At 65.2% G+C, this 23,340-nt stretch carries 22 protein-coding genes; 2 read left to right on the top strand and 20 right to left on the bottom strand.

Annotated elements, in window-relative coordinates; translation table 11 throughout:
* Positions 1-5: 5 nt before the first annotated feature.
* The 7 genes from E0E29_RS04095 to E0E29_RS04065 all read right to left on the bottom strand — a co-directional run bounded on the left by E0E29_RS04095 (position 6) and on the right by E0E29_RS04065 (position 7,815).
* On the bottom strand, positions 6-2,129 hold the full coding sequence (locus tag E0E29_RS04095) for a penicillin-binding transpeptidase domain-containing protein (RefSeq protein ID WP_130848751.1): 2,124 nt from the start codon (positions 2,127-2,129) through the stop codon (positions 6-8).
* A 33-nt stretch (positions 2,130-2,162) separates the two neighbouring features.
* Positions 2,163-2,675 carry a rod shape-determining protein MreD gene (gene mreD, locus E0E29_RS04090; RefSeq protein WP_130848750.1) on the bottom strand — a complete coding sequence of 171 codons (513 nt, stop codon included), beginning with the start codon at positions 2,673-2,675 and terminating at the stop codon, positions 2,163-2,165.
* 25 nt (positions 2,676-2,700) lie between these two features.
* Positions 2,701-3,543: a rod shape-determining protein MreC gene (gene mreC / locus E0E29_RS04085; protein WP_130848749.1), complete on the bottom strand. Its 843-nt coding sequence runs from the start codon at positions 3,541-3,543 to the stop codon at positions 2,701-2,703.
* Positions 3,540-4,139, bottom strand: a complete 600-nt coding sequence (locus E0E29_RS04080) for a Maf family protein (protein WP_130848748.1) — start codon at positions 4,137-4,139, stop codon at positions 3,540-3,542. Before E0E29_RS04080 ends, mreC begins: the two co-directional genes overlap by 4 nt.
* A 47-nt stretch (positions 4,140-4,186) precedes the next feature.
* Positions 4,187-4,636 carry a dUTP diphosphatase gene (dut, locus tag E0E29_RS04075; protein WP_130848747.1) on the bottom strand — a complete coding sequence of 150 codons (450 nt, stop codon included), beginning with the start codon at positions 4,634-4,636 and terminating at the stop codon, positions 4,187-4,189.
* 22 nt (positions 4,637-4,658) lie between these two features.
* Positions 4,659-6,755, bottom strand: a complete 2,097-nt coding sequence (locus E0E29_RS04070; protein ID WP_130848746.1) for a U32 family peptidase — start codon at positions 6,753-6,755, stop codon at positions 4,659-4,661.
* Between the two features lie 745 nt (positions 6,756-7,500).
* Positions 7,501-7,815 carry a cell division protein ZapA gene (locus tag E0E29_RS04065; protein ID WP_130848745.1) on the bottom strand — a complete coding sequence of 105 codons (315 nt, stop codon included), beginning with the start codon at positions 7,813-7,815 and terminating at the stop codon, positions 7,501-7,503.
* A 230-nt stretch (positions 7,816-8,045) separates the two neighbouring features.
* Here E0E29_RS04065 and E0E29_RS04060 point away from each other — a divergent pair, with 230 nt between their 5' ends.
* Positions 8,046-9,029, top strand: coding sequence for a DnaD domain protein (locus tag E0E29_RS04060; protein WP_130849077.1), 984 nt, complete (start codon positions 8,046-8,048; stop codon positions 9,027-9,029).
* A 3-nt stretch (positions 9,030-9,032) separates the two neighbouring features.
* Positions 9,033-10,037 carry an ATP-binding protein gene (locus tag E0E29_RS04055; protein WP_130848744.1) on the top strand — a complete coding sequence of 335 codons (1,005 nt, stop codon included), beginning with the start codon at positions 9,033-9,035 and terminating at the stop codon, positions 10,035-10,037.
* Between the two features lie 104 nt (positions 10,038-10,141).
* Here the strand turns inward: E0E29_RS04055 and E0E29_RS04050 are convergent, their stop codons facing one another.
* From E0E29_RS04050 to E0E29_RS03990, 13 genes are all read right to left on the bottom strand, one after another.
* Entirely contained in the window at positions 10,142-11,671 is a 1,530-nt protein-coding gene (locus E0E29_RS04050) for a M23 family metallopeptidase (protein ID WP_130848743.1), read from the bottom strand.
* A gap of 449 nt (positions 11,672-12,120) precedes the next feature.
* A complete protein-coding gene (locus tag E0E29_RS04045) occupies positions 12,121-12,741 on the bottom strand; it encodes an S-layer homology domain-containing protein (RefSeq protein WP_130848742.1) in 621 nt (206 codons plus the stop codon).
* Positions 12,742-13,143: 402 nt separating this feature from the next.
* Positions 13,144-13,413 carry a pro-sigmaK processing inhibitor BofA family protein gene (locus E0E29_RS04040; RefSeq protein ID WP_130848741.1) on the bottom strand — a complete coding sequence of 90 codons (270 nt, stop codon included), beginning with the start codon at positions 13,411-13,413 and terminating at the stop codon, positions 13,144-13,146.
* Positions 13,397-13,666 (bottom strand): DUF2508 family protein, encoded by a 270-nt coding sequence (locus E0E29_RS04035; RefSeq protein ID WP_130848740.1) that lies wholly within the window; start codon positions 13,664-13,666, stop codon positions 13,397-13,399. The genes E0E29_RS04040 and E0E29_RS04035 overlap by 17 nt, the downstream gene beginning before the upstream one ends.
* Before the next feature lie 416 nt (positions 13,667-14,082).
* The gene (locus E0E29_RS04030) at positions 14,083-14,922 is read right to left on the bottom strand and encodes a zinc dependent phospholipase C family protein (RefSeq protein WP_130848739.1); all 840 of its coding nucleotides are present in this window, start codon (positions 14,920-14,922) and stop codon (positions 14,083-14,085) included.
* 151 nt (positions 14,923-15,073) lie between these two features.
* The gene (locus E0E29_RS18415; RefSeq protein WP_207303562.1) at positions 15,074-15,802 is read right to left on the bottom strand and encodes a helix-turn-helix transcriptional regulator; all 729 of its coding nucleotides are present in this window, start codon (positions 15,800-15,802) and stop codon (positions 15,074-15,076) included.
* A gap of 271 nt (positions 15,803-16,073) precedes the next feature.
* Positions 16,074-16,775, bottom strand: a complete 702-nt coding sequence (locus E0E29_RS04020; protein ID WP_130849076.1) for an ABC transporter ATP-binding protein — start codon at positions 16,773-16,775, stop codon at positions 16,074-16,076.
* Between the two features lie 10 nt (positions 16,776-16,785).
* Positions 16,786-17,637 carry an ABC transporter ATP-binding protein gene (locus E0E29_RS04015; RefSeq protein WP_130848738.1) on the bottom strand — a complete coding sequence of 284 codons (852 nt, stop codon included), beginning with the start codon at positions 17,635-17,637 and terminating at the stop codon, positions 16,786-16,788.
* A complete protein-coding gene (locus tag E0E29_RS04010; RefSeq protein ID WP_130848737.1) occupies positions 17,630-18,724 on the bottom strand; it encodes a branched-chain amino acid ABC transporter permease in 1,095 nt (364 codons plus the stop codon). The genes E0E29_RS04015 and E0E29_RS04010 overlap by 8 nt, the downstream gene beginning before the upstream one ends.
* A 10-nt stretch (positions 18,725-18,734) precedes the next feature.
* Entirely contained in the window at positions 18,735-19,613 is an 879-nt protein-coding gene (locus E0E29_RS04005) for a branched-chain amino acid ABC transporter permease (RefSeq protein ID WP_130848736.1), read from the bottom strand.
* A gap of 181 nt (positions 19,614-19,794) precedes the next feature.
* Complete coding sequence (locus E0E29_RS04000) at positions 19,795-21,006, bottom strand: ABC transporter substrate-binding protein (RefSeq protein ID WP_130849075.1); 1,212 nt, start codon at positions 21,004-21,006, stop codon at positions 19,795-19,797.
* 132 nt (positions 21,007-21,138) lie between these two features.
* Positions 21,139-21,873: an elongation factor P 5-aminopentanone reductase gene (gene ymfI / locus E0E29_RS03995; RefSeq protein WP_130848735.1), complete on the bottom strand. Its 735-nt coding sequence runs from the start codon at positions 21,871-21,873 to the stop codon at positions 21,139-21,141.
* A 159-nt stretch (positions 21,874-22,032) separates the two neighbouring features.
* Positions 22,033-23,340, bottom strand: coding sequence for an S-layer homology domain-containing protein (locus E0E29_RS03990; protein WP_130848734.1), 1,308 nt, complete (start codon positions 23,338-23,340; stop codon positions 22,033-22,035).

Genomic DNA, 23,340 nt, shown 5'->3' with positions numbered 1-23,340 from the left:
AAAGATTATCGCAGGAGGGTATTTTCCGGGGTCACGGTCTCCATGCCGCTGCCGGCGGAGAAGTAGTACTCCAAAATCTCGGCGGCGATGTTGGCCAGAGTGGAGCCGGAGCCGCCCTTTTCTACCACGATGGCCAGGGCGATCTCGGGGTCCTCATAGGGGGCGAAGCAGACGAAGAGGGCGTTGGACTCAGTCTCGCTGCTCACCTGGGCGGAGCCGGTCTTGGCGGCCACCTGTACCCCCAGGTCGGCGAAGTAGGTTTTGGCGGAGCCCTCGGTGGTCACCCGGAGCATGCCCTCGGTGACGGCGGCGAGGTTTTCCGGCTCAATGTCCAGCTGATTGAGGACCTGGGGCTCGTACCGCTCTACCACCTGGGAGTAGTCGTTGGACTTGACCTCCTTGAGGAGGTGGGCGGAATAGTGGGTGCCGCCGTTGGCCAGGGTGGCCACGTAGTTGGCCAGCTGGAGGGGGGTGAAGCGGCTGTTGCCCTGGCCGATGGCGGCGGGGAGGGTGTTGCCCTCGTACCAGGTCTGGCCGTGGCTCTCGGTGTATTCGGGGCCGTCCATCCAGCCGGTGGCCTCGGAGAGCTCGATACCGGTGGACTCCCCCAGGCCGAAGGCGGCGGCGTACTGCTCCAGCAGACTGATGCCCAGCCGACGGCCGGCGTCGAAGAAGAAGACGTTGCAGGAATCCATGATGGCGTCGGAGACGTTCTCCTCTTCGTGGGTGCGCCAGCCCCCGCTGTCGCGGTAGATCCAGCACTGGGGCTGGTAGTCGTCGTAATAGAGGTAGCGGCCGGTGTCCAGGATCTCGGTGTCCGGCTCAATGATGCCCTCCTCCAGGGCGCCGATGGCGGTGACCATCTTAAAGGTGGAGCCGGGGGGATAGACCTGCCGGGTGGCCCGGTTCAGGAGGGGGTTGAGGGGGTCAGTCAGGAGGGCGTTGTAGTTCTGGGTGTAGGTGGTGAGGTCGAAGGTGGGGTAGGAGGCCATGGCCAGCACCCCGCCGTCCCGGACGTCGATGACCACGGCGGCACCGCCCTCGGTGTCCTCCGACTTCAGGCCCTCAATGCCGCTGGCCAGGGCCCGCTCCACCGCCTCCTGGAGCTTGATGTCCAGGGTAAGGATCGCATTGTCGCCGGGGTCGGGGGCCAGCACCTCGCCGGTGGCCTGGTCCACCACCCAGTTGTCGTCCCCGCTGACCACCTTGCCCTGGTCGTTGGTTTCAATGTTCCGTTTGCCGGGGGTGCCGTGGAGATAGGACTCGAAGGCCAGCTCTACGCCCTCCTTGCCCACGATGGCGTTGTAGTCATAGCCCAGCTCCTGATAGACGCTCCACTCATCGGAGTAGATCGGCCCCACCCGGCCCAGCAGGTGGGCGGCGTAGGGGGTCTTGTACTCCCGGACGGTGGTGGTGTCGATGTTGACGCCGGGCAGATCGGCCTCCTTTACCGTGACGATGAAGGGCATGTCCACGTCCTGGGCGAAGACATAGGAGGTGTAGGTGATCTCCCGGGAGCGGAGGGAGAGCTCATACCGCACCCCCACCAGGGCCCGAAGCTCGCTGTCGGGCAGGAGGGGATCGATCTCATAGTATGTCCGCAGCTTGTCCAGGAAGGCGTCGGCGCTGGGGTAGCTGACCCCCTGGCCCTCCTGGGCGGCGGCGCGGATGCTGTCGGCCTCCTCCCGGTCGGGGAGGGTGTCCGTCCACTTCAGGCTCTCGGCCAGGGCGTAGAGGTTGCTGATGGCGCCGGAGGAGGCGGTATCGAAGGTAAAGACAAAGGGGGCCTCCGACGAGATGGGCAGGGTGTCGGCCCAGGTGACCCCCTCGGTCCGGCAGATGTCCAGGAGCTTGGTGAGGGTGGTGTTCACGTCTTTCATGAAGGAGGTGTCCAGGCTCACGTTGTAGCTCTCCCGGTTGGTCACCAGCACCCGGCCGTAGCGGTCCAGGATCTCGCCCCGGGCAGCCTCCACGGTCTCGGTCTTGGCGATCTTCCGCCGGGACTGGGCCAGGTAGTCGGCGCCGTGGACATACTGGAGGTCGTAGAGGACCCAGGCGAAGAGGAGAATGAAGATGAGAAGCACGCCCACAACGCCGTGGACCCGCCAATGAAATTGCTTGCCGTCCATGAAGGCTCCTTTCTTGTGTAGATATGGGGGCGGTCAGAGTCGAAGGGTCTTGATGATGCGCCGGCGGACCCAGTAGAACCAGGGGTACAGCAGGCACACGAAGCACAGGGACCAGAGGAGCTCGGGCACCGCCACCCGCAGCAGGGAGTAGAGGTCGGAGAGGCTGGTGAAGAGGCCGAAGGCCACATGGATGAGCTCCAGCAGGCTCAATCCGGCGGCACAGCAGAGGAGGCAGCCGCCGAAATTCCGGCGCAGGACGTACTGGGAGGCGGCGCCGGCGCCCCAGCCCAGCAGACACAGTCCCAGGGTCATACCGCCCCAGGAGCCGTAGTAGACGGCGTCGCAGAGGACGCCCACAGCCAGGCCGAAGCCGGCGCCCCCCACGGCGCCCTCCAGCACCGCCACGGTGACGGCGGCCACGGGCAGCAGCCGGGGGCTCACCCCCAGGACGGGAAAGCGGTTGAGGACAAAGACGTCCAGCCACCACACCGGCAGCAGGGAGAGGCCGTAGAAAAGCCATTTTAAGATGAAATCCTGTCGGGTCAAAGGGTACAACTCCTTGTCAGACGGGTCACTCCACGATGTCGAAGGACTTGATGATGAAGACCTGGACCAGGCTGTCCAGATCGGCGGAGGGCTGGATGACGGCGTACCGGGAGACGCCGGAGGCGTCGGTGTGGATGGACTCGATGGAGCCCACCACCAGGTCGGAGGGGTAGTTGCCCCCCATGCTGGAGGTGAGCACCAGGTCGCCGGTGATGAGCTCGGTGTTCTCGGGCAGGTAGGTGAGCTTCAGCTTGCCCTCGGCCATGAGGGCGAAGTCGCCCTCCAGAATGGCGATGGACTCGGTGCGGGAGAGGAAGGCGCCCATCTCCAGGTTGGCGTCTATCACCGTGAGCATGGTGGACCAGTTGGTCCCCACCTGGTCGATGATGCCCACCAGGTTGCCGGCGGCGTCCACCACGCAGTTGCCCGCCGCCACCCCCTGGTCGGAACCCTTGCTCAGGGTAAGGGTTGAGGACCAGTTGGTGCTGCTCCGGGCGGTCACCATGGCCGACTCGAACACCAGCTCCCGGCGCTTCTGCCGCAGGCCCAGCAGCTCCCGGAGCCGCTCGTTCTCCTTGCTGTCGGCCTCGCCCTCCCGGGCGGCGGCCTCCAGCTCGGCGATCTCGGCTTTGAGCCGCACGTTCTCCGCCTGAAGCTCGTCATAGCGGAAGGAGTAGTTGTAGACGCCCTCCGCCCAGCCGGCCAGGGAGGAAATGCCGTTGCGGATGGGGGTGGTCACCACGCCCAGCACGTTGCCCAGGGGGTTGGGCACCCCCTGAAAGGCATAAGAGGCCACCGCCGTGATGGCACAGAGCAGCACGGCGATGACCAGAATGAGCCATCCGTTGTTGCGGAAAAAGTCCTTCAAGGCGTTTCCTCCCCGGTCCCGCCGGCCAGGGGGTCCAGGCCGAAGCGGGTGAGCATCCTGCCCAGGCGGCACAGGGGCAGGCCCATGACGTTGAAGTAGTCCCCCTCCAGGCGCTCGGCCAGCAGGGCGCCCAGGCCCTGGATGCCGTAGGCGCCCGCCTTGTCCATGGGCTCGCCGCTCCGGACATAGGCGTCGATCTCGGCGGCGGTGAGGGGACGGAAGGTGACGGCGGTGACCTCATGCTCGGTGAGGATGTCCTCCCCCCGGGCCAGGGTGACGCCGGTGTAGACCTGGTGGGTGCGGCCGGAGAGGGCGGTGAGCATGCTCACGGCCTCCGCCCTGCTGTGGGGCTTGCCCAGGATGGCGCCGTCCAGGGCCACCACCGTGTCGGCGGAGAGGATGAGGTCTCCCTCCCCCGCCTGGGCCCGGGCCGCCTCTCCCTTCCGCCGGGAGAGAAGCTCCACCGCCGCGCCGGGGTCGATGCCGTCGGGCAGGGACTCGTCGGCGTCGGTGGGCCGGACCACAAAGTCGCGGATGCCGATCTGTTCCAGAAGCTGGCGCCGCCGGGGGGACCCGGAGGCCAGAATGAATTCCATAGGGATATGCTCCTTTCGAGCGCGTGCTTGCACGTGCGAGAGATGGCTTATGTGCCCGTTGAGCCGAAGCCGCCGCTTCCCCGCTCCGTCTCGTCCAGATTCTCTACGGGCACCGGATTGACCTGGACCACGGGGACCACCGCCAGTTGGGCGATGCGGTCGGCGGGGGAAATGGTGTAGGGGGTGTGGGAGAGGTTGGTGAGTCCAACCTGGATCTCCCCCCGGTAGTCGCTGTCAATGACCCCCACCCCATTGGAGAGGGCGATGCCGTGCTTGACGCCCAGGCCGGAGCGGGTAAAGACCAGGGCCACATACTCCGGCGAGGGCAGGGCGATGGCGATGCCGGTGGGGATGCGCACCAGCTCGCCGGGGCCGATGGTGACCGGCTCATCCAGACAGGCGTGCAGGTCCATGGCGGCGGCGCCGGCGCTGGCGTAGAAGGGATAGGGGATCTCCCCGCCGATCTTGGGGGAGACCGCCTTGATGGGTAAATCCATAGATACCTCCAGGGAAAAGGGGTCACTCCACATCGCGGTAGTAGAGGCCCCGGGTGATGTCGTCCAGGGCGGGGCGCTCCTGGCCCAGATACTGCCGGGCGATGTGGAGGCACTCCTGGGCGCTCTCGGTGGTGAAGCTCAGGCGGGCGCCCCAGGCCCCCACCCGGCGGTAGTCATTGGCCTTGTCGGCCAGATAGAGCCGCTTGGCGTTGAAGATCTCGTTGCGGCAGCCGGGGGCCCGGAGCACGGGGAAGCGCTCCCCCTTCCGGTCCACCAGCAGGCGGTTTTGGCCCTCGCAGGACCGCTTGCAGCCGCCGTCCCGGTTTTTGAGGATACAGTTTTCAGTGATCATCAGGGGCAGCCGGCCGTAGACCACCACCTCCAGGTCGATGAGCTTGGAGAGGTCCCGGATCTGGGCCAGCTTGAGCTCAAAGGAGGCGGTGCAGGAGGCGAAGCCAACGCGCTTGAGCTCCTTGATGGCCTGGGAGTTGAAGACGGAGAGACCGAAATCCCCCCGGAGGGTGAAGCCGTGGTCCCGGGCGGGGGCGATGAGGTCCAGCGTGCCCACCAGGGCGTCGGTGACCCCCAGGCTCCGGGCGGCCTCCAGCTGCTTGTCCAGCGCCTCCCGCTCCCGGTCCCAGCAGATCCGGGGCAGGGTCACCCCCACCCGGACCCCGGCGGCCAGGGCGGTCTCGGCGGCCTCGGGGTGGGCAGCCAGCTCCTCCGCCGGGAGATAGAGAAGGGCGGGCTTCAAATCGCGCAGCGCCGGGGTGAGCTGCCCGGCGGAGCGGAGGGACAGGGTGAGGACGGGGGACTCTTTGCGGTTTTCGTACCGGACCCCGGCGTGGAAGGGACCCACGTTGGGGGCGGCGGGGGCGGCGCCCCGCTGGCGGGTGAGCTCCTCCAGTACCTGGCGGCGCAGGGCGTTGAGGGCGGCCACCGGCACGGAGAGGTCGGGCTCCACCAGAGCCCGGACCTTGGCGCAGCGGTAGGGCGTGCCGCCGGTGCGGGCGAGCTGCTTTTCCACCGCCTCGGGAGTGAGGGGCTTGGTGCGGGCAGGCTCGGGGACGGGCCCTGCGGCGGTGACCACCCGGCCGTCCACGTCCTGGACCCCCACCTGGATTGGCTCACCGGGGCGGATCATGGCGTAGAGGATCACGTCCACCCGCTGGAGCTCGCCGCTCTGGTACTGGCTCCGGGCCTGGGCGAAGAGCTCCCGGGGCTCCGGGGTCTCCTCCCGGACACCGAACATGGCGGGGCCTTTTTTGTCCTGATAGTAGCCGTCGGTGAAGCCCTGGCGGGAGAAGGCGGCCTCCAGGTCCCGGAGCTCCTGATCGGTGGGCTCCCGGTCCTCCTTGATGGCCCGGGCGTACACGCCGGTGACCACCGAGACGTATTCCGGCCGCTTCATGCGCCCCTCGATCTTCAGGCACTTGACCCCCAGCTTCTTCAGGTCCTGGATGTAGCCGGCCAGGGACATGTCCTTGAGGGAGAGGGGGTTGCCGTCGGCCTTCTTGCCCCAGCCGTATTTGAGGCGGCAGGGCTGGGCGCACAGGCCACGGTTGCCCGACCGGCCGCCGATGACGGAGGAGAAGTAGCACTGGCCGGAGTAGCACATGCACAGAGCACCGTGGACGAAGGTCTCGATCTCGATGGGAGAGTTGAGACAGATGTGCTCGATGGCGTCCCGGGAGAGCTCCCGGGAGAGGACCACCCGGGACATACCCAACTCGGCGCAGCGGCGCACGCCGTCCAGGGAGTGGACGGTGAGCTGGGTGGAGCCGTGGACGGCCAGGCCGGGGGCGGCCTGCCGGAGCATCCGCAGGATGCCCAGGTCCTGGATGAGGACGGCGTCCACCCCCACCTCGGCGGCCTGGGCGGCCACCTGGGCGGCGGCGGGGAGCTCCCGGTCGGTGACCAGGGTGTTGAGGGTCAGGTAGACCTTGGCGCCCCGGACATGGCAGTAAGAAACCGCCGAGGCCAGCTCCTCCAGGGAGAAGTTCTTGGCGTTGCGGCGGGCGTTGAAGTCCCCGTAGCCCAGGTAGACGGCGTCGGCACCTGCCTGGATGGCGGCGGTGACGGCCTCCGGCGACCCGGCGGGGGCAAGCAGTTCCAGCATGGCAGAAGTCCTCCAAGGGAAAAATGAGGTGGATACGTCACCGCCGCGGCCGGCGCAAGCCGGCCCGGCGCAGTGCGCCGCACAAGCGTTTTGGGCTTGGCCCAAAACCTTGCCGCAGGGGCAATTCACTTGCCCCGAGGATGTGAAATTAGAAGGGGTTCCCCGCGGGAGCAGTCAGCTCCTGCGGGGAGGGTGACATTGTGGCATCACCTTGACGTGGGGCGCGACGTCGTCCTCGCAAAGTCCGCTGTGCTCTGTTTCCGCCTGACGGCGAAAACACGCTCCGCTCCCTTGCTTGTCCTCTCCCCACGCGACCCGCTGCGCTGGGCTCGCGCGGAGCCCCTTACTTGCGCGCAAACCACATCTCGGTCCATTGCCGTTCTGCAACGTAGAAGGACGGAGGATACGGCTCAAAACCCGTTTCTTTTTCCCTGCTGGAAAAAGAACGGTTTTTGCAATCCAAAGAAAAAGGGGCCTCTAAATGGGTTGAGTGGCTCCAAATAGGAATCCGGCGGCCTGGCTTTACGCCCCCATAGAGCACCAGCACCGTCTACGGTAGACTACCTCGGCGGAACAGGGACAAGCTGTGCTCCTATCCCCACTTTTTTCGCCGCCTGCGCAGGTGGGCGTCGGGACGTGGCGCCGCTACCTGATATTACCGTTGCTGCGACGTGGGGCGGCGCTCATTGTTGCGTGGGCGGGGACTGAGGCGTGGGGGGTGCGTTGGCCGCCCGCAAACCCCTGCTTATTTCTTGTTCTGGAGCTTGAAGATCTCCCGCTTGGCTTCGGAGAGCTCCATTTTCAGCTTGGTGGCCTCCTCCAGGTACTCCTTGAGCTGGCGGCGCAGGTTCTCGGAGGCCTCCACCTCCTTAAAATACTCGTCTGCGATGTTGAGGGCGCCCAGGATGGCGCCGTCCACCAGGGAGACCTTGGACTCATCCAAAACCTCCTGGACCTTGGCGTCCACATGGGACGCCACTTTTTCCATATAGGCCGCGTCCTCGGCGGCCACCAGAGTATAGCTCTGACCGGCGATATTGACTGTGATCTTATTTTTCACGACGGGCCCTCCCTATCTGTTTTTCAGGCGTGTTCCGGCGGGAAAAGTCCCATAGACCGGAGCAAAGATGCTTGGAGAATATTATACCATAACTCCCCCCGCCGGGACAAGGGGCGGCGGGGCTTTCCCACCTGGGCCGCAGGAGGGAAAGTGGCAGAAATTTGTCTTTTCTTCCGACGGATTTTGAGATAAAATAGTTCCTACGTAAATGAGGAAAGGAGGAGATGGATATGGCCGCAGGGGTGCTGCTCCCGGGTGGCGTGCTCTCCATGACGTCTTCGGCGGCGGAGCGGCTGGTCCGGTCCGGCAGCGGGGACGCCGCCCTGCTGTATCTCCAGCTCCTCCGTCAGGGGGGACAGTTCGACGCGGAGGGGGTGCGGAAGGCCCTGGGCTGGTCGGTGGACCGGATCTCCACCACCTACACCCAGCTGGCCGATTTGGGCCTGGCCCGGAAGGACGCCGACCTCTCCCCCGCCCCGGCCCCGCCGGAGCCGGACAGCCCGCCGGACTATACCTCTGCCGACATCGCCCGGGAGATGGAGGGCCCCGGCGCCTTCCCTCACCTGGTCCGGGAGCTGGAGCGGCGGCTGGGGAAGGTCCTCTCCGCCTCCGACCTGAAGATGCTCTATACCATGTTCGACTACCTGGCTCTGCCGGCGGAGGTCATTCTGCTGCTGGCCACCTGGTGCATCGAGGAGACCGAGCGGAAGTACGGCCCCGGCCGGAAGCCCCGTATGTCCCAGCTCAAGAAGGAGGCCTTCGTGTGGCGGCGGCTGGGGGTGGACACCCCCGAGGCCGCCGACGCCCACGTCCGGGCCCTCTCCGCACTCCGGAGCCGGGAGGGACGGCTCCTCCCCCTGCTGGGCATCTCCGGCCGCGTGCCGGTGGAGGGGGAGCGCAAGTACATCAACGCCTGGGTCGAGATGGGCTTCGACGACGATGCCATCGCCCTGGCCTACGAGAAGACCGTCCTCAAGAAGGGCTCTCTCAACTGGCCGTACATGAACTCCATTTTGCGCAATTGGCACCAGAAGGGCCTCCACACCCGGCAGCAGGTGGAGGCCGGGGATTCGGCCTGGCCCAAGGACCGTCCGGCCCAGGCGCCGGCGCCCCAGGGTCCCGGCGCCCAGCCCACCGGCAAGGCGGTGGAGCGGCTCAAGGAGGACATGGACTGGATGGACCGCTTCCTGGAGCAGACCGGGGGAAAGGAGTAAGCCATGTCATACAGCCCCAATGTACTGCGCCGGGCCCAGGCCCGGCTTTCCCAGCGGCGGGAAGAGCGGCAGGCACGGCAGGATGCCCTGCGGCGGCAGGTGTACGTCCAGCTGCCCCGGGTGGCCGAGATCGACCGGCTGCTGCGCCGCACCATGGCCCAGGTCATCGCCGCCGCCCTCCGGGAGGGGGGCGATCCCACCGCCGAGGTGGCGGATATCCGTCAGAAGAACCAGGCCCTCCAGCAGGAGCGCGCCGAACTGCTCACCGGCCACGGCTTCCCCGCCGACGCCCTGGACGACAAGCCCCTGTGCGCTAAGTGCGGGGACTCGGGCTGGGTTGGCTCCGACATGTGCGACTGCCTGAAGGTGCTCTGCACCCAGGAGCAGATCAAGGAGCTCTCCCAGCTTCTGGACCTGGGGGAGCAGTCTTTCGACACCTTCGATCTGGGCTTTTACTCTCCGGAGGTGTGGCCGGCCTGGGGCCGGTCGCCCCGGGAGAACATGGAGAAGGTGCTGAAGATCTGCCGGGATTATGCCCAGAATTTCGGTCGTTACTACTTCAACAACCTCTTTCTCAGCGGCAGCACCGGCCTGGGCAAGACCTTCCTCTCAGCCTGCATCGCCCGGACGGTGTCGGAGAACGGCTTTTCGGTGGTCTACGACACAGCGGGCGAGGTCTTTGCCCGGTTTGAGACCCAGAAGTTTTCCCGGGACGAGGAGGACGCCCGGGAGGCCCGAGACGACACCCGGCGGTATCTGAGGTGCGACCTGCTGATCCTGGACGACCTGGGCAGCGAGATGACCACCCCCTTTGTCCAGTCGGCCCTCTACCAGCTGGTGAACAGCCGGCTGACGGCGGAGAAGCGGACGGTCATCAGCTCCAACCTGACCATGGACGACGTGCGGGGGCGGTACAGCCCCCAGATCGCCTCCAGGCTGGAGGGCGAGTACCGGGTCCTCCCCTTCTTCGGCGAGGACATCCGCCTCCAGCGGAAGGGACGCATGTAAAAGACGACGGGAGGGGCCGCGGCATCTGCCGCAGCCCCTCCCTTTTTGCCGCCGGGCATAAAAAAGCAGCCCCTGGGCCGTTGGCTCAGGGGCTGCTTTGCATTTTAGTTGAGGTAGGCGGAGGGGTTAACGGCGGTGCCGTTGATGCGGATCTCGAAGTGGCAGTGGCTGCCGGTGGAGCGACCGGTGGAGCCGGCCTTGGCGATGACCTGGCCCTGATAGACCTTGTCGCCGGCGGAGACCAGCAGCTTGGAGTTGTGGCCGTAGTAGGTCTGCTCACCGTTGCCGTGGTCGATGATGACCAGATAGCCGTAGCTGCCCTTGTAGCCGGCGAAGGTGACGGTGCCGCCGTCAGAGGCCTTCACGCTGGTGCCGTAGGGAACGGCGATGTCCAGGCCGGAGTGGTAGCTGTAAGAGCCGAAGATATAGCGGTAGCCGAACCGGGAGGTGATGGAGCCGTAGACCGGCCAGATATAGTTGCCGGTGGGGTACCAGGTGGGACGCTCCTTGGTGCCCACGGAGATGACCTTCTCGGTGGCCTCGCGGACGGTGGTGGTGGAGGTGATGTTGCGCTCCCGCTCCACGCCGTTGACGTAGGTCACGTCGGCGGTGATGAGGGCCTCACCGGGGATGCCCCCGTCCAGGACCTTGGACTCGCCCTGGTACATGCTGTCATCCTCCACCTCGCGGACGGGGCACTCAATGGCCTCGGTGTAGGTGAGGGAGTCCACAGTCTCCACGCCCAGGAAGGGGATCTCCTCCTTGATGTTGAGGATCTGACCGATATAGAGCTTGTTGATGTCCACGTCGGGGTTGAGGGCCTCCATCTCGGCCATGGTCATGTCATTGTCAAAGGCCAGGGCCATGAAGGTGTCGCCCGCCTGGACCTCGTAGGTGGTCTGGCCGTTGGTGTTGGCGGTGAGGGCGGCCATCATGTTGGTGACGTCCTGCTCCACAGTGGAGGGAACGTACTCACGGGTGATGTGGACGCTCTTGGTGTAGTCCACGGAGATGGTGTTCTCGTTGACATAGGGGACGGCCAGGTCCTCCAGCAGCTGGTCCAGAGCGGCCCGGTCTTCGGCGGCGCCCACCACCTGTCCGTCCACGGTGAGGACGTAGCTCTTCATGACCTCGCCGATCTGATCGAAGAGGTAGGTCTCCAGCTCGGCGGCGGGGGTGAGCTCATCCTGCTCCACCAGGGCGGAGGCGTAGGTCACGGTGTGATCCAGGGTGTAGTCATAGCCCAGGATCTCGCTGGCCCGCTCTTCCACCCGGGCCGCGGCCTGCTCAAACACGGCCTGATCCCGGACCACGCCCACGTCGGTACCGTCCACAGTGACCACATAGGCGGGGGTGTACATGGTGCCCACCACGGCCGCCACGCCGATGACGACGCTGATGGCCAGGAAGGGCAGCGGCGCCATCTTGGGCTTGCCGGCGATGGCCGACCAGGCCCGGTGATAGACCCGGGTGCCCTGCCGGCGGAGCACCTCGCTCCTGGCGCCGGCGGCGTCCATGAATTTGGAAAACCGCTCCTTCAGGCGCTCGGCCCTCTCTTCCCCGGCGGGGACGGAGCCTTTGCGCTGCCGACGGCGCGGCAGTTCTCGCTGTGGTGAATGCAGGATTTCATCCATGCAGGTGATGCCTCCCTTGCACGATTTACAGAAATTCCGACTGGAATAGTCGGACAAAAATGACAAACCGAACATAAATGATTACAAAAGGTTACAAAGGAATGATACACGCTTTCCCCCCCACCGTCAAGTCCTTTTTGGTCGAAGCAGGTCGGGCGGCGCAGCACCTTTTAAACGGGAAAAAGTGAATATAACATTGGTTTACAATGTTATTTCGCATGTTTTTACCGATATGGTACTTGAAATGGGGGGCTTGTCCCCCCGGCGCCGATGGAAAATTTCGTGATTTTGCCGTAACAATTCTGTAACATAACGAAAAATATCGCCCACTTTATCTTCCGGAAAATAACAAAAAAGGCACTCTCGCCCGTCGGCTTCCACCGGTGGGCGGGAGTGCGCAGAGAGTCAGGGGACGTTGTTTGACTGAAAATGGCGAAGGGATGACACCGTCAGCCCACGGCGGGCGTCATGAGCCGCTGGAGGATGACGGCCAGCTGGGCACGGGTGGCGGGGCCGGCTGGCTCCAGATTGCCCTCGTCGGTGCCGGTGATGAGGCCGGCGCCTACGGCGTGGGCCATGCCCTCCTTGGCCCAGGTGTGGACGCTGTACACATCGTTATAGAGGTCCAGGACGCCGTTGGCCAGCTCCTGGCCGGCGTACTGGCTGTACCGGTAGAGGAAGACGGACAGCTGCTCCCGGGTGACGATGTTGCCGCCGCCAAAGGTGCCGTCACCCAGGCCGCTGGCGATGCCAACCTGCTGGGCCCAGGCCACGGCGTCGGCGTAGTAGTACCAGTCCTCCACGTCGGGGAAGGTGCTGGGGGCGCTGGGGGCGGGGCTGCCGGCGAGCCGCCAGAGGACAGCCATCACCATGCCCCGGGTCACCTGCTCGTCGGGGGAAAAGGTGGAGGTGGTGGTGCCGTTCATGATGCCGGCGGCGGAGACCTCGTTCACCGCCTGGGCGTACCAGGCATCGGAGGCCACATCGGTAAACGCGGCGGCGGAGGCGGGGACGGCAGTGCCGACGGCCAGTCCCAGGACCAGGAGCCACGCGCAGATTGTTCGTTTCATCCTTGGAGTCACCTGCTTTTCTATGTCCCGCCGGTGAGAGGGGCGGGCATGGTATTTGAGCAGGGTACATTTTATCCTACTTTTGTTTCTAAAATGTGAACAAGGTCGAAAAAAGAAAAAGGACCCCGGTCAGACGGCCAGGGCCCCAGTCTGTCGAAAAAGTAGAAATGCTTCAAAGTTTTTGCAAGAGCCTCGCAGAGTTCCGCCGTCCGCAGACGATGGAATGAAATAAAATTTGTTTTTTCCGGGGACATGTGCCTCGGAAAAAACACTGCTCAGGCCGCAAACGTGCGGCGCAGCCTCTTCGGCTGCGCCGTGCGATGCAGTGGCCTGTATCTCTTCGAAAAAATGCTTGCATTTTTGAGAGAGGCTGTCGACTTTGTCGACAGCCTCAGGCCCCGGTCAGACGGCCAGGGCCCAGTTGAGGAGGAGGAGCAGACCAAAGCCCGGGGCACCCAGCAGGGCCATGACCAGGGCATTGGCCAGGTTGACCCCCAGGGAGCAGCCCAGAAGGGCGCCCAGGGGGCTGAAGGCGGCCAGGGCGCCCAGGGAGACCAGGGTGCGCAGGCACAGGCCGCCCAGGCAGCGGATGGGCTCCCGGAGGAGGAGCAGGGCGCCCACCGCCGTGAGCCCCACCAGCAGCCAGGGCAGGGTGTCACCCAGCATGGCCATCGCCCTTCACCTGCCCTTCCAGGCTCTTGACCCGGCGCAGCAGATAGGCGTACCGGGCCTGGAGGGAATTGATCTCAAAGACGTAGGACTCGATGAGGTCGGGGTCGTCGGTTCCGTTGAAGCCGGCGTAGGCCTGGTTGATGAGGACGCGGGTGCGGTCCAGGCCCTCCTTCAGGGCGCGGAGCTCCCCTTCCCGTACGCTCTCCCCCCGGCGGCGGAAGAAAAAGACTTTTTTGCGCTGGGCCTCCACCATGGCAGCGCCTCCTTTCCGGTCGTACCTGTTTTCAGTAGACTCTATGCCTATTTTGGACAAATATGACAGGTCCTATACCAAAAAATGGTGTGTATGTTCCGCATGGGCCGGGACATACTAGACTCGGACAGGCCGAAAGGCAGTCCGCTGGACCTGGACAAAGACCTCTCCTTTTAAGCCGGTGCCGGGTGACGTCACCCTCTGGCGAAAGGCGAAAGGACGGGGGCGTTTCCTCCGACGAAGGGGGAAACGGACAGCGGAATTGGAACCATATGGTCCCCTGTCCCGAAAATCCGGGCCGGTCCGGGTTGGGGCAATGTCCCCGGCCAGACGGGCCGGGCACGGTAAAAGACCCGCCGTCAGCAAACGCTGGCGGCGGGTCTTCAGCATACATTTATATGATGTAGAGACGGACCTCAATAGGCGGGGGCGGAGGTGGGGATGCTGTGGAACTCCTCCTGGGGCAGGAGCCCCTTAAAATCCCGGTCCAGCCAGGGGTCCAGGGCGGCGCCGGTCTCCACGGCCCGGAAAAGGCGGACGATCTGATTGGCGGCCTCGGGGACGGTATCGGCCAGGCGGCGGGTGAGGAAATCGTTGCTTTTGGCGTACCGGCTGTGGGAGTCGGCGGTGAGGAAGACGCCCCGGAGGGCCCGCAGGGCGGGCAGAGTGCCCACCAGGTGGTTCACCGGACGGCTGAGCTTGTGGCCGGAGAGACGGGCAAAGAGGGCGGTGTCCCGGCGCATGGAGCGGTAGCCCTCCTCCACCTGCTCGGGGGAGGACTTAACGTAGGCCCGGGCGGCGGCAGTAAAGACGGCGGCCTCCGGTGGGGCGGGCAGGTAGGACTTGCCCAGGGAGACAAGCCCCGCCCGCTCCATGAGGAGCCGGTCGAACTCTGCCTCCATGGCCAGGTGGGTCACCGGGCCGGCGGCAGCCTGCTGGTCCACCCACTTGTGGCAGGCGTGATCCAGGGCCAGGTGGCACAGGAAACCGGCGGCGTAGCCGGAGGCCATGGGGAGTCCCTCCTCCAGGGCGCTCCGGAGGCGCTCAAAGGCGGGCATGGCGGACTTAGCGTGCATGGTCATGCCCTCACGGCGGACGGCGTTGGGCCTGCCCACACGGTAGAAAAAGAGAGGGTCCGGGCCCAGACAGCCCAGATCAAAGGCGGGACGCTCCCGCTCCAGGCGCGCGCGCAGCTCCCGGGGCAGGCGGTCCAGACACTGGGCGCCGAAGGTCAGATGGGCAAAGTAGTTGGGCATGACCGCTCTCTCCTTTTTCAATAAAACAGGGATTCGGATGGTATTTTACCACCATTTCCGTCCCGGGGAAAGTGGAAAATTCGCCAAAGAGAAAAAGCGCCCGGCGAAGCTTCGCCCGGCGCCGGGGCTGACGATCTGGCCGGAGGCGTTTTTATGGCCAGAGGGGTTCATAGATGCTGGATGTCCTGTCCAGGAAGGAAAAGTCCGCCAGAGGCTGGAGGTATTCCACGCCGTCCTTGACAAAGCCCACAGAGAGGGTAAAGGGGTCGTTGGACAGCCGCTGCTCCAGATTGATGGTGGCGGTGTATACGCCGGCGTCCTGTGCGGACGAAATCCTGTCAGCCTGCGCCCGATCTGCACCCACGCCAAGCCCGCTGAGCAGGAAGAACACCTCCAGCTCCTCCTCCGGATCATACCGGGCAGCGGTTACCTGAAACTCAACGGTCCGGCCCGCTTCGTTGTCATTGATCACCCCAAAGTCCCAGCCCGCCACCAGCTCTGCGGGGTCCAGCTCCTGTGCCCCGCTCTGGAGGGCGGCCACCTGTTCCTCCAGGGCGGTCACCCGGGCGGCCAGGGAGAGGGTGGTGCCCGTCAGGGCCAGTAGAGCCAGGACCAGCACACCGGCCAGAACGGCCTTTGCCCCGGGGCGGCGGATAGGAGGGCGCTCCCCTGCCGGAGGCGGACCATCTACTTGCAGCAGCTCATTCAGGCTGATGCCAAACAGCTTGGAGAGGGCGATGAGCTTGTTGGTGTCGGGCACCGCTCCGTCGGCCTCCCATTTGCTTACCGCCTGACGGGATACTCCCAGCTTGTCCCCCAGCCCTTCCTGGGAGAGACCCAGCCTGGTCCTGTGGGCCTGGATGCGCTGTCCCAATGTCATAAAGCCGCCTCCCTTTTTGCCTCTATCCTATCCGATTTCTCTTCAAATGGCAAGAAGCGCCCCCTTCCATTGCGTCAACTGGCGGTTGACAGAGGGGCTTCGCAAAACAGGAAAGCATTTCGCTTGTGGAAAAGGTCTTTTCGATAAGCGAAAGCGCCCGACGAATTTTTTCGCCGGGCGCTCCAGATTGAAAAACCAATATGAGCTGGATGTTTGGAAAAAGCCTCGCAGAGTTTCGCCGTCCGCAGACGGCGAAATCAAATGAAGGTGATCAGCCGCCCAGGTAGGCCTTTTTCACGGCCTCGTCGGCCAGCAGCTCCTGGCCGGGGCCGGTGAGGGTGATGCGGCCGGTCTCCAGCACGTAGCCGCGGTCGGCCACGGAGAGGGCCATCTGGGCGTTCTGCTCCACCAGGAGGATGGTGGTGCCCGCCTTGTGGAGACGCTCGATGATCTCAAAGATCTGCTCCACCAGAATGGGGGCCAGGCCCATGGAGGGTTCATCCAGCATGAGGAGCTTGGGGTTGGACATGAGGGCACGGCCCATGGCCAGCATCTGCTGCTCGCCGCCGGAGAGGGTGCCGGCCACCTGCCGCCGCCGCTCCTTGAGCCGGGGGAACTGCTCGTACACCCGCTCCATGTTGGGGGCGATGGTGGAATTGGCCTGGGTGAAGGCGCCCATCTCCAGGTTCTCCTCCACGGTCATCTGCTGAAAGACCCGGCGGCCTTCGGGCACCTGGGCCAGGCCGTGGGCCACCAGCTTGGAGGCCGGGACGTTCTGGATGGGCTTGCCCAGGAACTCGATGGAGCCGGTGCGGGAGCGCAGCAGGCCGGAGATGGTCTGGAGGGTGGTGGACTTGCCGGCGCCGTTGGCGCCGATGAGGGTGACGATCTCCCCCTCGTCCACGTAGAAGGAAATGTCTTTGACGGCGTGGATGGCGCCGTAATAGACGTTGATGTGGTCCACTTGGAGCATGCTCATGGCGTCACTCCCCCTTTCCCGAACCCAGGTAGGCCTTGATGACCTCGGGGTCGTTCTGGATCTCATCGGGCGTACCCTTGGCGATGATCTGGCCGAAGTTGAGCACGGCGATGCCCTCGCAGATGCCCATGACCAGGCTCATGTCGTGCTCGATGAGGAGGACGGCGATCTGGAAGGTGTCCCGGATCTTGACGATGTTCTCCATGAGCTCGGCGGTCTCGGAGGGGTTCATGCCGGCGGCGGGCTCGTCCAGCAGCAGCAGGCTGGGATTGGTGGCCAGGGCCCGGACGATCTCCAGCCGGCGCTGGGCGCCGTAGGGCAGGCTGCCCGCCTTGGCGTTGGCCAGGTCCTGCATGTCGAAGATGGAGAGGAGCTCCAACGCCCGCTCATGGGCGATCTTCTCCTCCTTCCAGTAGTTGGGCAGGCGCAGAAGGCCGCTGAAGAGGCCGTAGCCGATGTGGTTGTGCAGGCCGATCTTCACGTTGTCCTCCACGCTCAGGTTGGAGAAGAGGCGGATGTTCTGGAAGGTACGGGCAATGCCCATCTTGTTCACCTGCACGGTGGTCTTGCCGGCGGTGTCGTGGCCGTCCAGCAGGATGGTGCCCCGGGTGGGCTGGTAGACCTTGGTCAGCAGGTTGAAGACGGTGGTCTTGCCGGCGCCGTTGGGGCCGATGAGACCGGCGATCTCGGTGCGGCCGATGGCCATGTTGAAGTCGTTGACGGCGGTGAGGCCGCCGAAGTCGATGCCCAGGTGGCGGGCCTCCAGGATGGGGGACTTGTCCACGTCACGCTCGGGGATCTTGTTGGTGCTGGGCACCGGCACCAGCTTGGTGGGTTCTTTCTGGAACTTACTCATGGCCTTCGCCTCCTTTCGCCTTGGCATCGGCCTTGGCCATGGCCCGTTCCCGGAGCCACTCCTGGAACCGGCCCTTCAGATCCCGGAAGAAGGGGCTGTTGGTGGCCAGCATGACCAGGATGAGGACGATGGCGTAGATGAGCATGCGGTAGTCATAGAAGTCACGCAGGAGCTCGGGCAGCACGTAGAGGAGGGCTGCGGCGATGATGGAGCCCCGGATGTTGCCCAGGCCGCCCAGCACCACGAAGACCAGGATGAGGATGGAGGTGTTGAAGTCGAACTTCTTGGCGGCCAGGGAGGAGTAGTTCATGGCGTAGAGGGCGCCGGCGGCACCGGCCAGCACGGCGGAGGTGACGAAGGCGGTGAGCTTGAACTTGGTGGCGCCGATGCCCACGCTCTCAGCGGCGATGCGGTTGTCCCGCAGGGCCATGATGGCCCGACCGGAGCGGCTGTTCACCAGGTTGAGGACCACGGTGAGGGCGATGAGCACCAGGATAAAGCCGGCGGTGAAGGTGGAGAGCTTCACGTTGGTGGTGACGCCCATGGGCCCCTTGAGGATGGCCTTGCCGCCCTCGGCCAGATTGAGGGCCATCTCGTTCTGGGTGGAGAAGTGGAGGCCGTTTTCATCCACGCCGATATAGAGGATGTTGATGATGTTCTTGATGATCTCGCCGAAGGCCAGGGTGACGATGGCCAGGTAGTCGCCCCGGAGCCGGAGGACGGGGACGCCCACGATGGTACCGGCGATACCGGCCAGGATGGCGCCGATGACCATGGCCACCAGCAGGCGGACGGGGCCGGAGGGGATGGCGGACTGGAGGGAGAGGTTGGCCACCACACCGGAGAAAGCGCCCACACTCATGAAGCCGGCGTGGCCCAGGCTGAGCTCGCCGGAGATGCCCACCACCAGGTTGAGGGAGATGGCCATGGTGACGTAGGCGCAGATGGGCACCAGCTGGCCCTGGAGGGAGGGAGAGAGCATGCCGCCGGCGTTGAGGATCTGGAGGATCACAAAGGCGGCGATGACCATGCCGTATGTAATGACGTTGTTGACGAGCCGTTTGCGGCCGGGAGCGATCGTTTTCATAGGGACCACCTCACACTTTCTCGCGCACGGCCTTGCCCAGCAGGCCGGTGGGCTTGACCAGCAGCACCACGATGAGCACGGCGAAGACCACCGCGTCGGAGATGTTGGTGTTGAAGGCCTTGGCGAAGATCTCGATGATGCCCAGCAGGATGCCGCCCAGCATGGCGCCGGGGATGGAGCCGATGCCGCCGAAGACGGCGGCGGTGAAGGCCTTGATGCCGGGCAGGGAGCCGGTGGTGGGCATGAGGGAGGGGTAGGTGGAGCACAGCAGCACGCCGGCGATGGCGGCCAGGGCGGAGCCGATGGCGAAGGTCATGGAGATGGTGCGGTCCACATTGATGCCCATGAGCTGGGCAGCGGCCTTGTCCTCGGAGCAGGCCCGCATGGCCTTGCCCATCTTGGTGCGGCCGGTGAACCAGGTGAGGGCCAGCATGATGACCACGCAGGCCAGCACGGTGACGATGGCCACGTGGGTGACGGTGAGCTGGCCGTCAAAGAGCTTCACCGAGCCGGTGCCCACCACAGAGGTGAACACCTTGGGGTCGGACTTCCACAGCAGCAGGGCGGAGTTCTGGAGGAAGTAGCTCACACCGATGGCGGTGATGAGGACGGCCAGGGAGGGCGCCTGCCGCAAAGGCTTGTAGGCCAGACGCTCGATGACCATGCCCAGGATGGTGCACACCACCATGGCCAGCAGCACGCCCACCAGGGGGGGCAGGCCGAACTGGCCGGTGGCGAAGAAGCAGACGTAGGCGCCCACCATGATGACGTCGCCGTGGGCGAAGTTGAGCATCTTGGCGATGCCGTAGACCATGGTGTAGCCCAGGGCGATGATGGCGTAGACGCTGCCCAGGCTGATGCCGTTGATGAGGTTATTGAGGATACTCATGTCGGGTCACCTCTTTCTTTCTCTCTCGGGGAATGGCTGTATGGCAGGCACATCCGCGGCCGGCTCGGGCTGCGGATGTGCCCGCCATACAGGCGGGAAGGGCCGTGAGGCCCGAAACGGTGAAAAAGGGTTGCCGGGCGGAGCCCGGCAACCCTTTTCTCAGGGCTGTTTCCTCTGGGTCTTACTGGGTGACGTAGACGCCGCCCTCGACCTTGACCACGACGGGGGCCTTGGAGACCTCACCGTTGATGGACCAGGTCATGCCGGTGCCGGTCAGGCCGTCCACGCTGAAGTCGGCGGAGGTGAACTGGGCGATCAGGGCCTCGCAGATGTCCTGGGCGCTCATGTCGGCGGTGATGCCGGCGGCCTGGCAGGCCTCATAGATGGCGTACATGCAGTCATAGCCGTCAGCGGCGAACTGGTTGGGGATGCCGCCGTAGGCTTCCTGGTACTCGGTGACGAAGGTGACGGTGCGCTCATCCTCGCCCCAGGCGTTGAAGGGGGTCATGAGCATCAGGCCCTCGGCCAGGGAGGTGTCGAAGCCCTCCAGGTCCAGGATGCCGTCCATGCCGTCGCAGCCGAAGAAGGTGGGCTCATAGCCCATGGTCTTGGCCTGGTTCAGAATCAGAGAGGTGGGGGTGTAGTAGATGGGCAGGAACACCAGGTCGGCGCCGGCCTTCTGGGCCTCGCCCAGCTGCACGGTGAAGTCGGTGTTGGTGTCGTCGGGGAAGGTGGTCACGGAGACGATCTCCAGGCCGATCTCGTCAGCGGTGGCCTGGAAGGCGTTGTAGACGCCGGTGGAGTAGGCGTCGCCGTTATTGTAGATAACGGCCACCTTGGTGCCCAGGTTGTTGTCCTTGATGTAGTTGGCGGCGGTGATGCCCTGGTTGGGGTCGGTGAAGCAGACCTGGAATACGTTGTCACGGCCGGCAGTCACGTCGGTGGAGGAGGCGGAGGGGGTCAGCTGGAAGTAGCGGGCGGCGTTGGTCTCGGCAGCCACGGCCACGCAGGGGGTGGTGGTGGTGCAGCCGTAGATGATCTGAGCGCCGTCGCCGATGAGGGCGTTGTAGGCGTTGACGGCCTTCTCGGCGTCACCCTCGTCGTCCTGGAAGTCCAGCTCGAACTGGAGGCCGCCCAGGGCGTTGATCTCGTTCACGGCAACCTCGGCGCCCTGCTTGGTGGCAAGGCCGTACACGGCGGCGGAGCCGGTCAGGGGGCCGATGCCGCCGATCTTGATGACGCCGGAAGCAGCGGTGGAGCCGGTCTCAGCGGGAGTGGTCTCGGAAGAGCCGGTCTCGGCGGGGGCGGGGGTGCTGGTGCTGCCGCCGCCGCAGCCAGCCAGCAGGCTGAGGCCCAGCGCGCCAGCCAGAGCAAGAGACAAAGCGCGATTCATTTTCATTGCAAAAACCTCCTTTAGGTTGTTGACAATTATAAGCCTGTGCCCTGTAAATTGTCAACCGTTGTTTTGACCAACCGGGGAGGGGAAATATGCCCAAATTACGAACATAAATCACAATGTCCGCCCTCAGAGGAACCCGCCGTCCACTCCGATGACCTGTCCGGTGAGGAAGGACGCCTCCGGGGAGGCCAGAAAGAGGAGGGTGTTTGCCACGTCCTCCGGGGTGCCCAGGCGGCCCAGCGGGGTCTCCTCGGCCAGTTCGGACAGGGCCTCGGGGCCCAGATGGGCGTTCATCCGGGTGTCGATGACCCCCGGCGCCACGCAGTTCACGGTGATGCCGGAGGGGCCAAGCTCCTTGGCCAGAGCCTGGGTAAGGCCGATGACGCCGGCCTTGGCGGCGGAATAGGCGGCCTCGCAGGAGGCCCCGGACCGGCCCCACATGGAGGAGACGGTGAGGATGCGCCCCTGCTTCCGGGACACCATGTGGCGGTACACGGCCCGGCAGCAGTAGAAGACGCCGTCCAGGTCGGCCCCCATCAGTGTCCGCCACTCCCGGTCGCTCATGTCGCACAGAAGACCGGTCCAGGAGCGGCCGGCATTACATATCAGAATGTCAAGTTGACAAAAAATATCCAACACATTGTCAACCATTGCCCGGACCTGTTCCGGGTCGGAGACGTCGGCCCGGACGGCCATGGCGGTGTGTCCGGCGGCGGTGAGCTCCCGGGTGAGGGCCAGGGCTTCGGCTTTGGAGGCGTGGTAGTGGACGGCCACGGCGTAGCCGGCGGCGGCGAAGGCCCGGGCGGCGGCAGCGCCGATGCCCTGGCTGGCGCCGGTGATGAGGACGGTCTTTTGTTCCATAAGAGCCTCCTTAAATCGCGGCGGTCAGCCGCCGCTGGTATGGTCCATTGTACCGGGTGAACGGCAAAAATGCAACGGCCATGCGGCCTCTGGCGTGCACGGGGAAAAAAGAGCGGCCCCGGCGACATGCCGCCGGGGCCGCTCTCTGCGCTGCTTGGATCAGTTCTGCGCCATCTCACAAAAGCGCATGAGGATGGTGGCCACCTGGGCCCGGGTGGCGGAGCCGCCGGTGGCGAGGGTGTCGGCGCTGACGCCGGTGATAAGCCCCCGGTCCACCGCCCAGCCCATGGGCTCGGCGGCGTATGGAGAGCCCTGCCCGGCGTCGGTATAGCCGCTCAGGTCGGCCTGCCCGGCGGTGTTCTGTCCGGCGAAACCGGCGTAGCGGTACAGGATGGCGGCCATCTGCTCACGGGTGATGGGGTCGTTGGGGCCGAAGCGGCCATCGCCGTAGCCGGTGACGATGCCGTTGGCGCTGGCCCAGGCCACACCGCTGGCGTACCAGTCGCCGCTGGCCACGTCGGTAAAGGCGCTGCCGCCGTCAACGGCGGGGCTACCCGCCAGACGGTACAGGATGGTGACCAGCATGGCCCGGTTGGTGGTGAGGTCCGGGGAGAAGTGGTCCTGTGCGGTGCCGCTCATGAGACCCTGCCGGTAGACGTAGGCCACCGCCTGGGCATACCAGGCATCGGACGCCACATCGGCAAAGGGCAGAGGCTCCTCCCCCTCCCCTTCTGTCTGGCTTTTCGGGGTAAAGGCGGCGGAGACGGTGACCTTGGCGGCGGGCATGGTAAAGGTGTAGGTCCCGTCCTTCTGCTTGGTGAGGGAGAGGGACTTGCCGGCGGAGGTGACGGCGGTCACCTCCTGGAGCACGTAGCCCTCGTCGGGCACGGCGGTGAGGGTGACGGTCCTGCCGCTGGATGCCTGGGAGCGGCTGGCGGTGAGGGTGCCGCCCGTGGGCCGGTCCACCTGGATGGACCACAGGTCGTCGTCATCGTCGGCACTGCTGCCGGAGCTGCCGCTGTCGGAAGTACCGGTGTCCAGCTCCCCGCTGTCACTCCCCAGCAGCTTGCTGTCGGAAAAGCCGGTCACGGTAAAGGCGGTGCCGGTGGTGGAGATGGTGCCCAGGGTGAGGCTGCCGTTGTCGGTGAGAGTCCCGGTGCGGAGGGTGACGTAGACCGTGACCCTGTCCCCCTCCTGCTGGAAGGCGGCGTGGACGCCGGGCAGGGCGGCCAGGGAGCCGTCCAGGGCAAAGTCATAGCTGGGGCCGGACTGGGAGAGGATGAAGGTGACCTGGAGGCTCTGGCAGTCCGCGGGCACGCCGGTGAAGCCCACCGTCTGGCTGGTGGCCTCCTGGCTGGAGGTCACCAGGGCCAGGCCGCCGGAGGCAGCCGCCGCCCAGGGGGTGAGGGCGGCGGCCGTCATGGCCAGGACCAGCAGGATGGAGAGGAAGGAAGTTCTGCGGGGCAT

Source organism: Intestinimonas timonensis (assembly GCF_900626145.1).
GTDB lineage: Bacteria > Bacillota > Clostridia > Oscillospirales > Oscillospiraceae > Intestinimonas > Intestinimonas aquisgranensis.
Note: the sequence above shows the minus strand (reverse complement) of the source record. Positions and strands in the feature narration are given on the sequence as shown.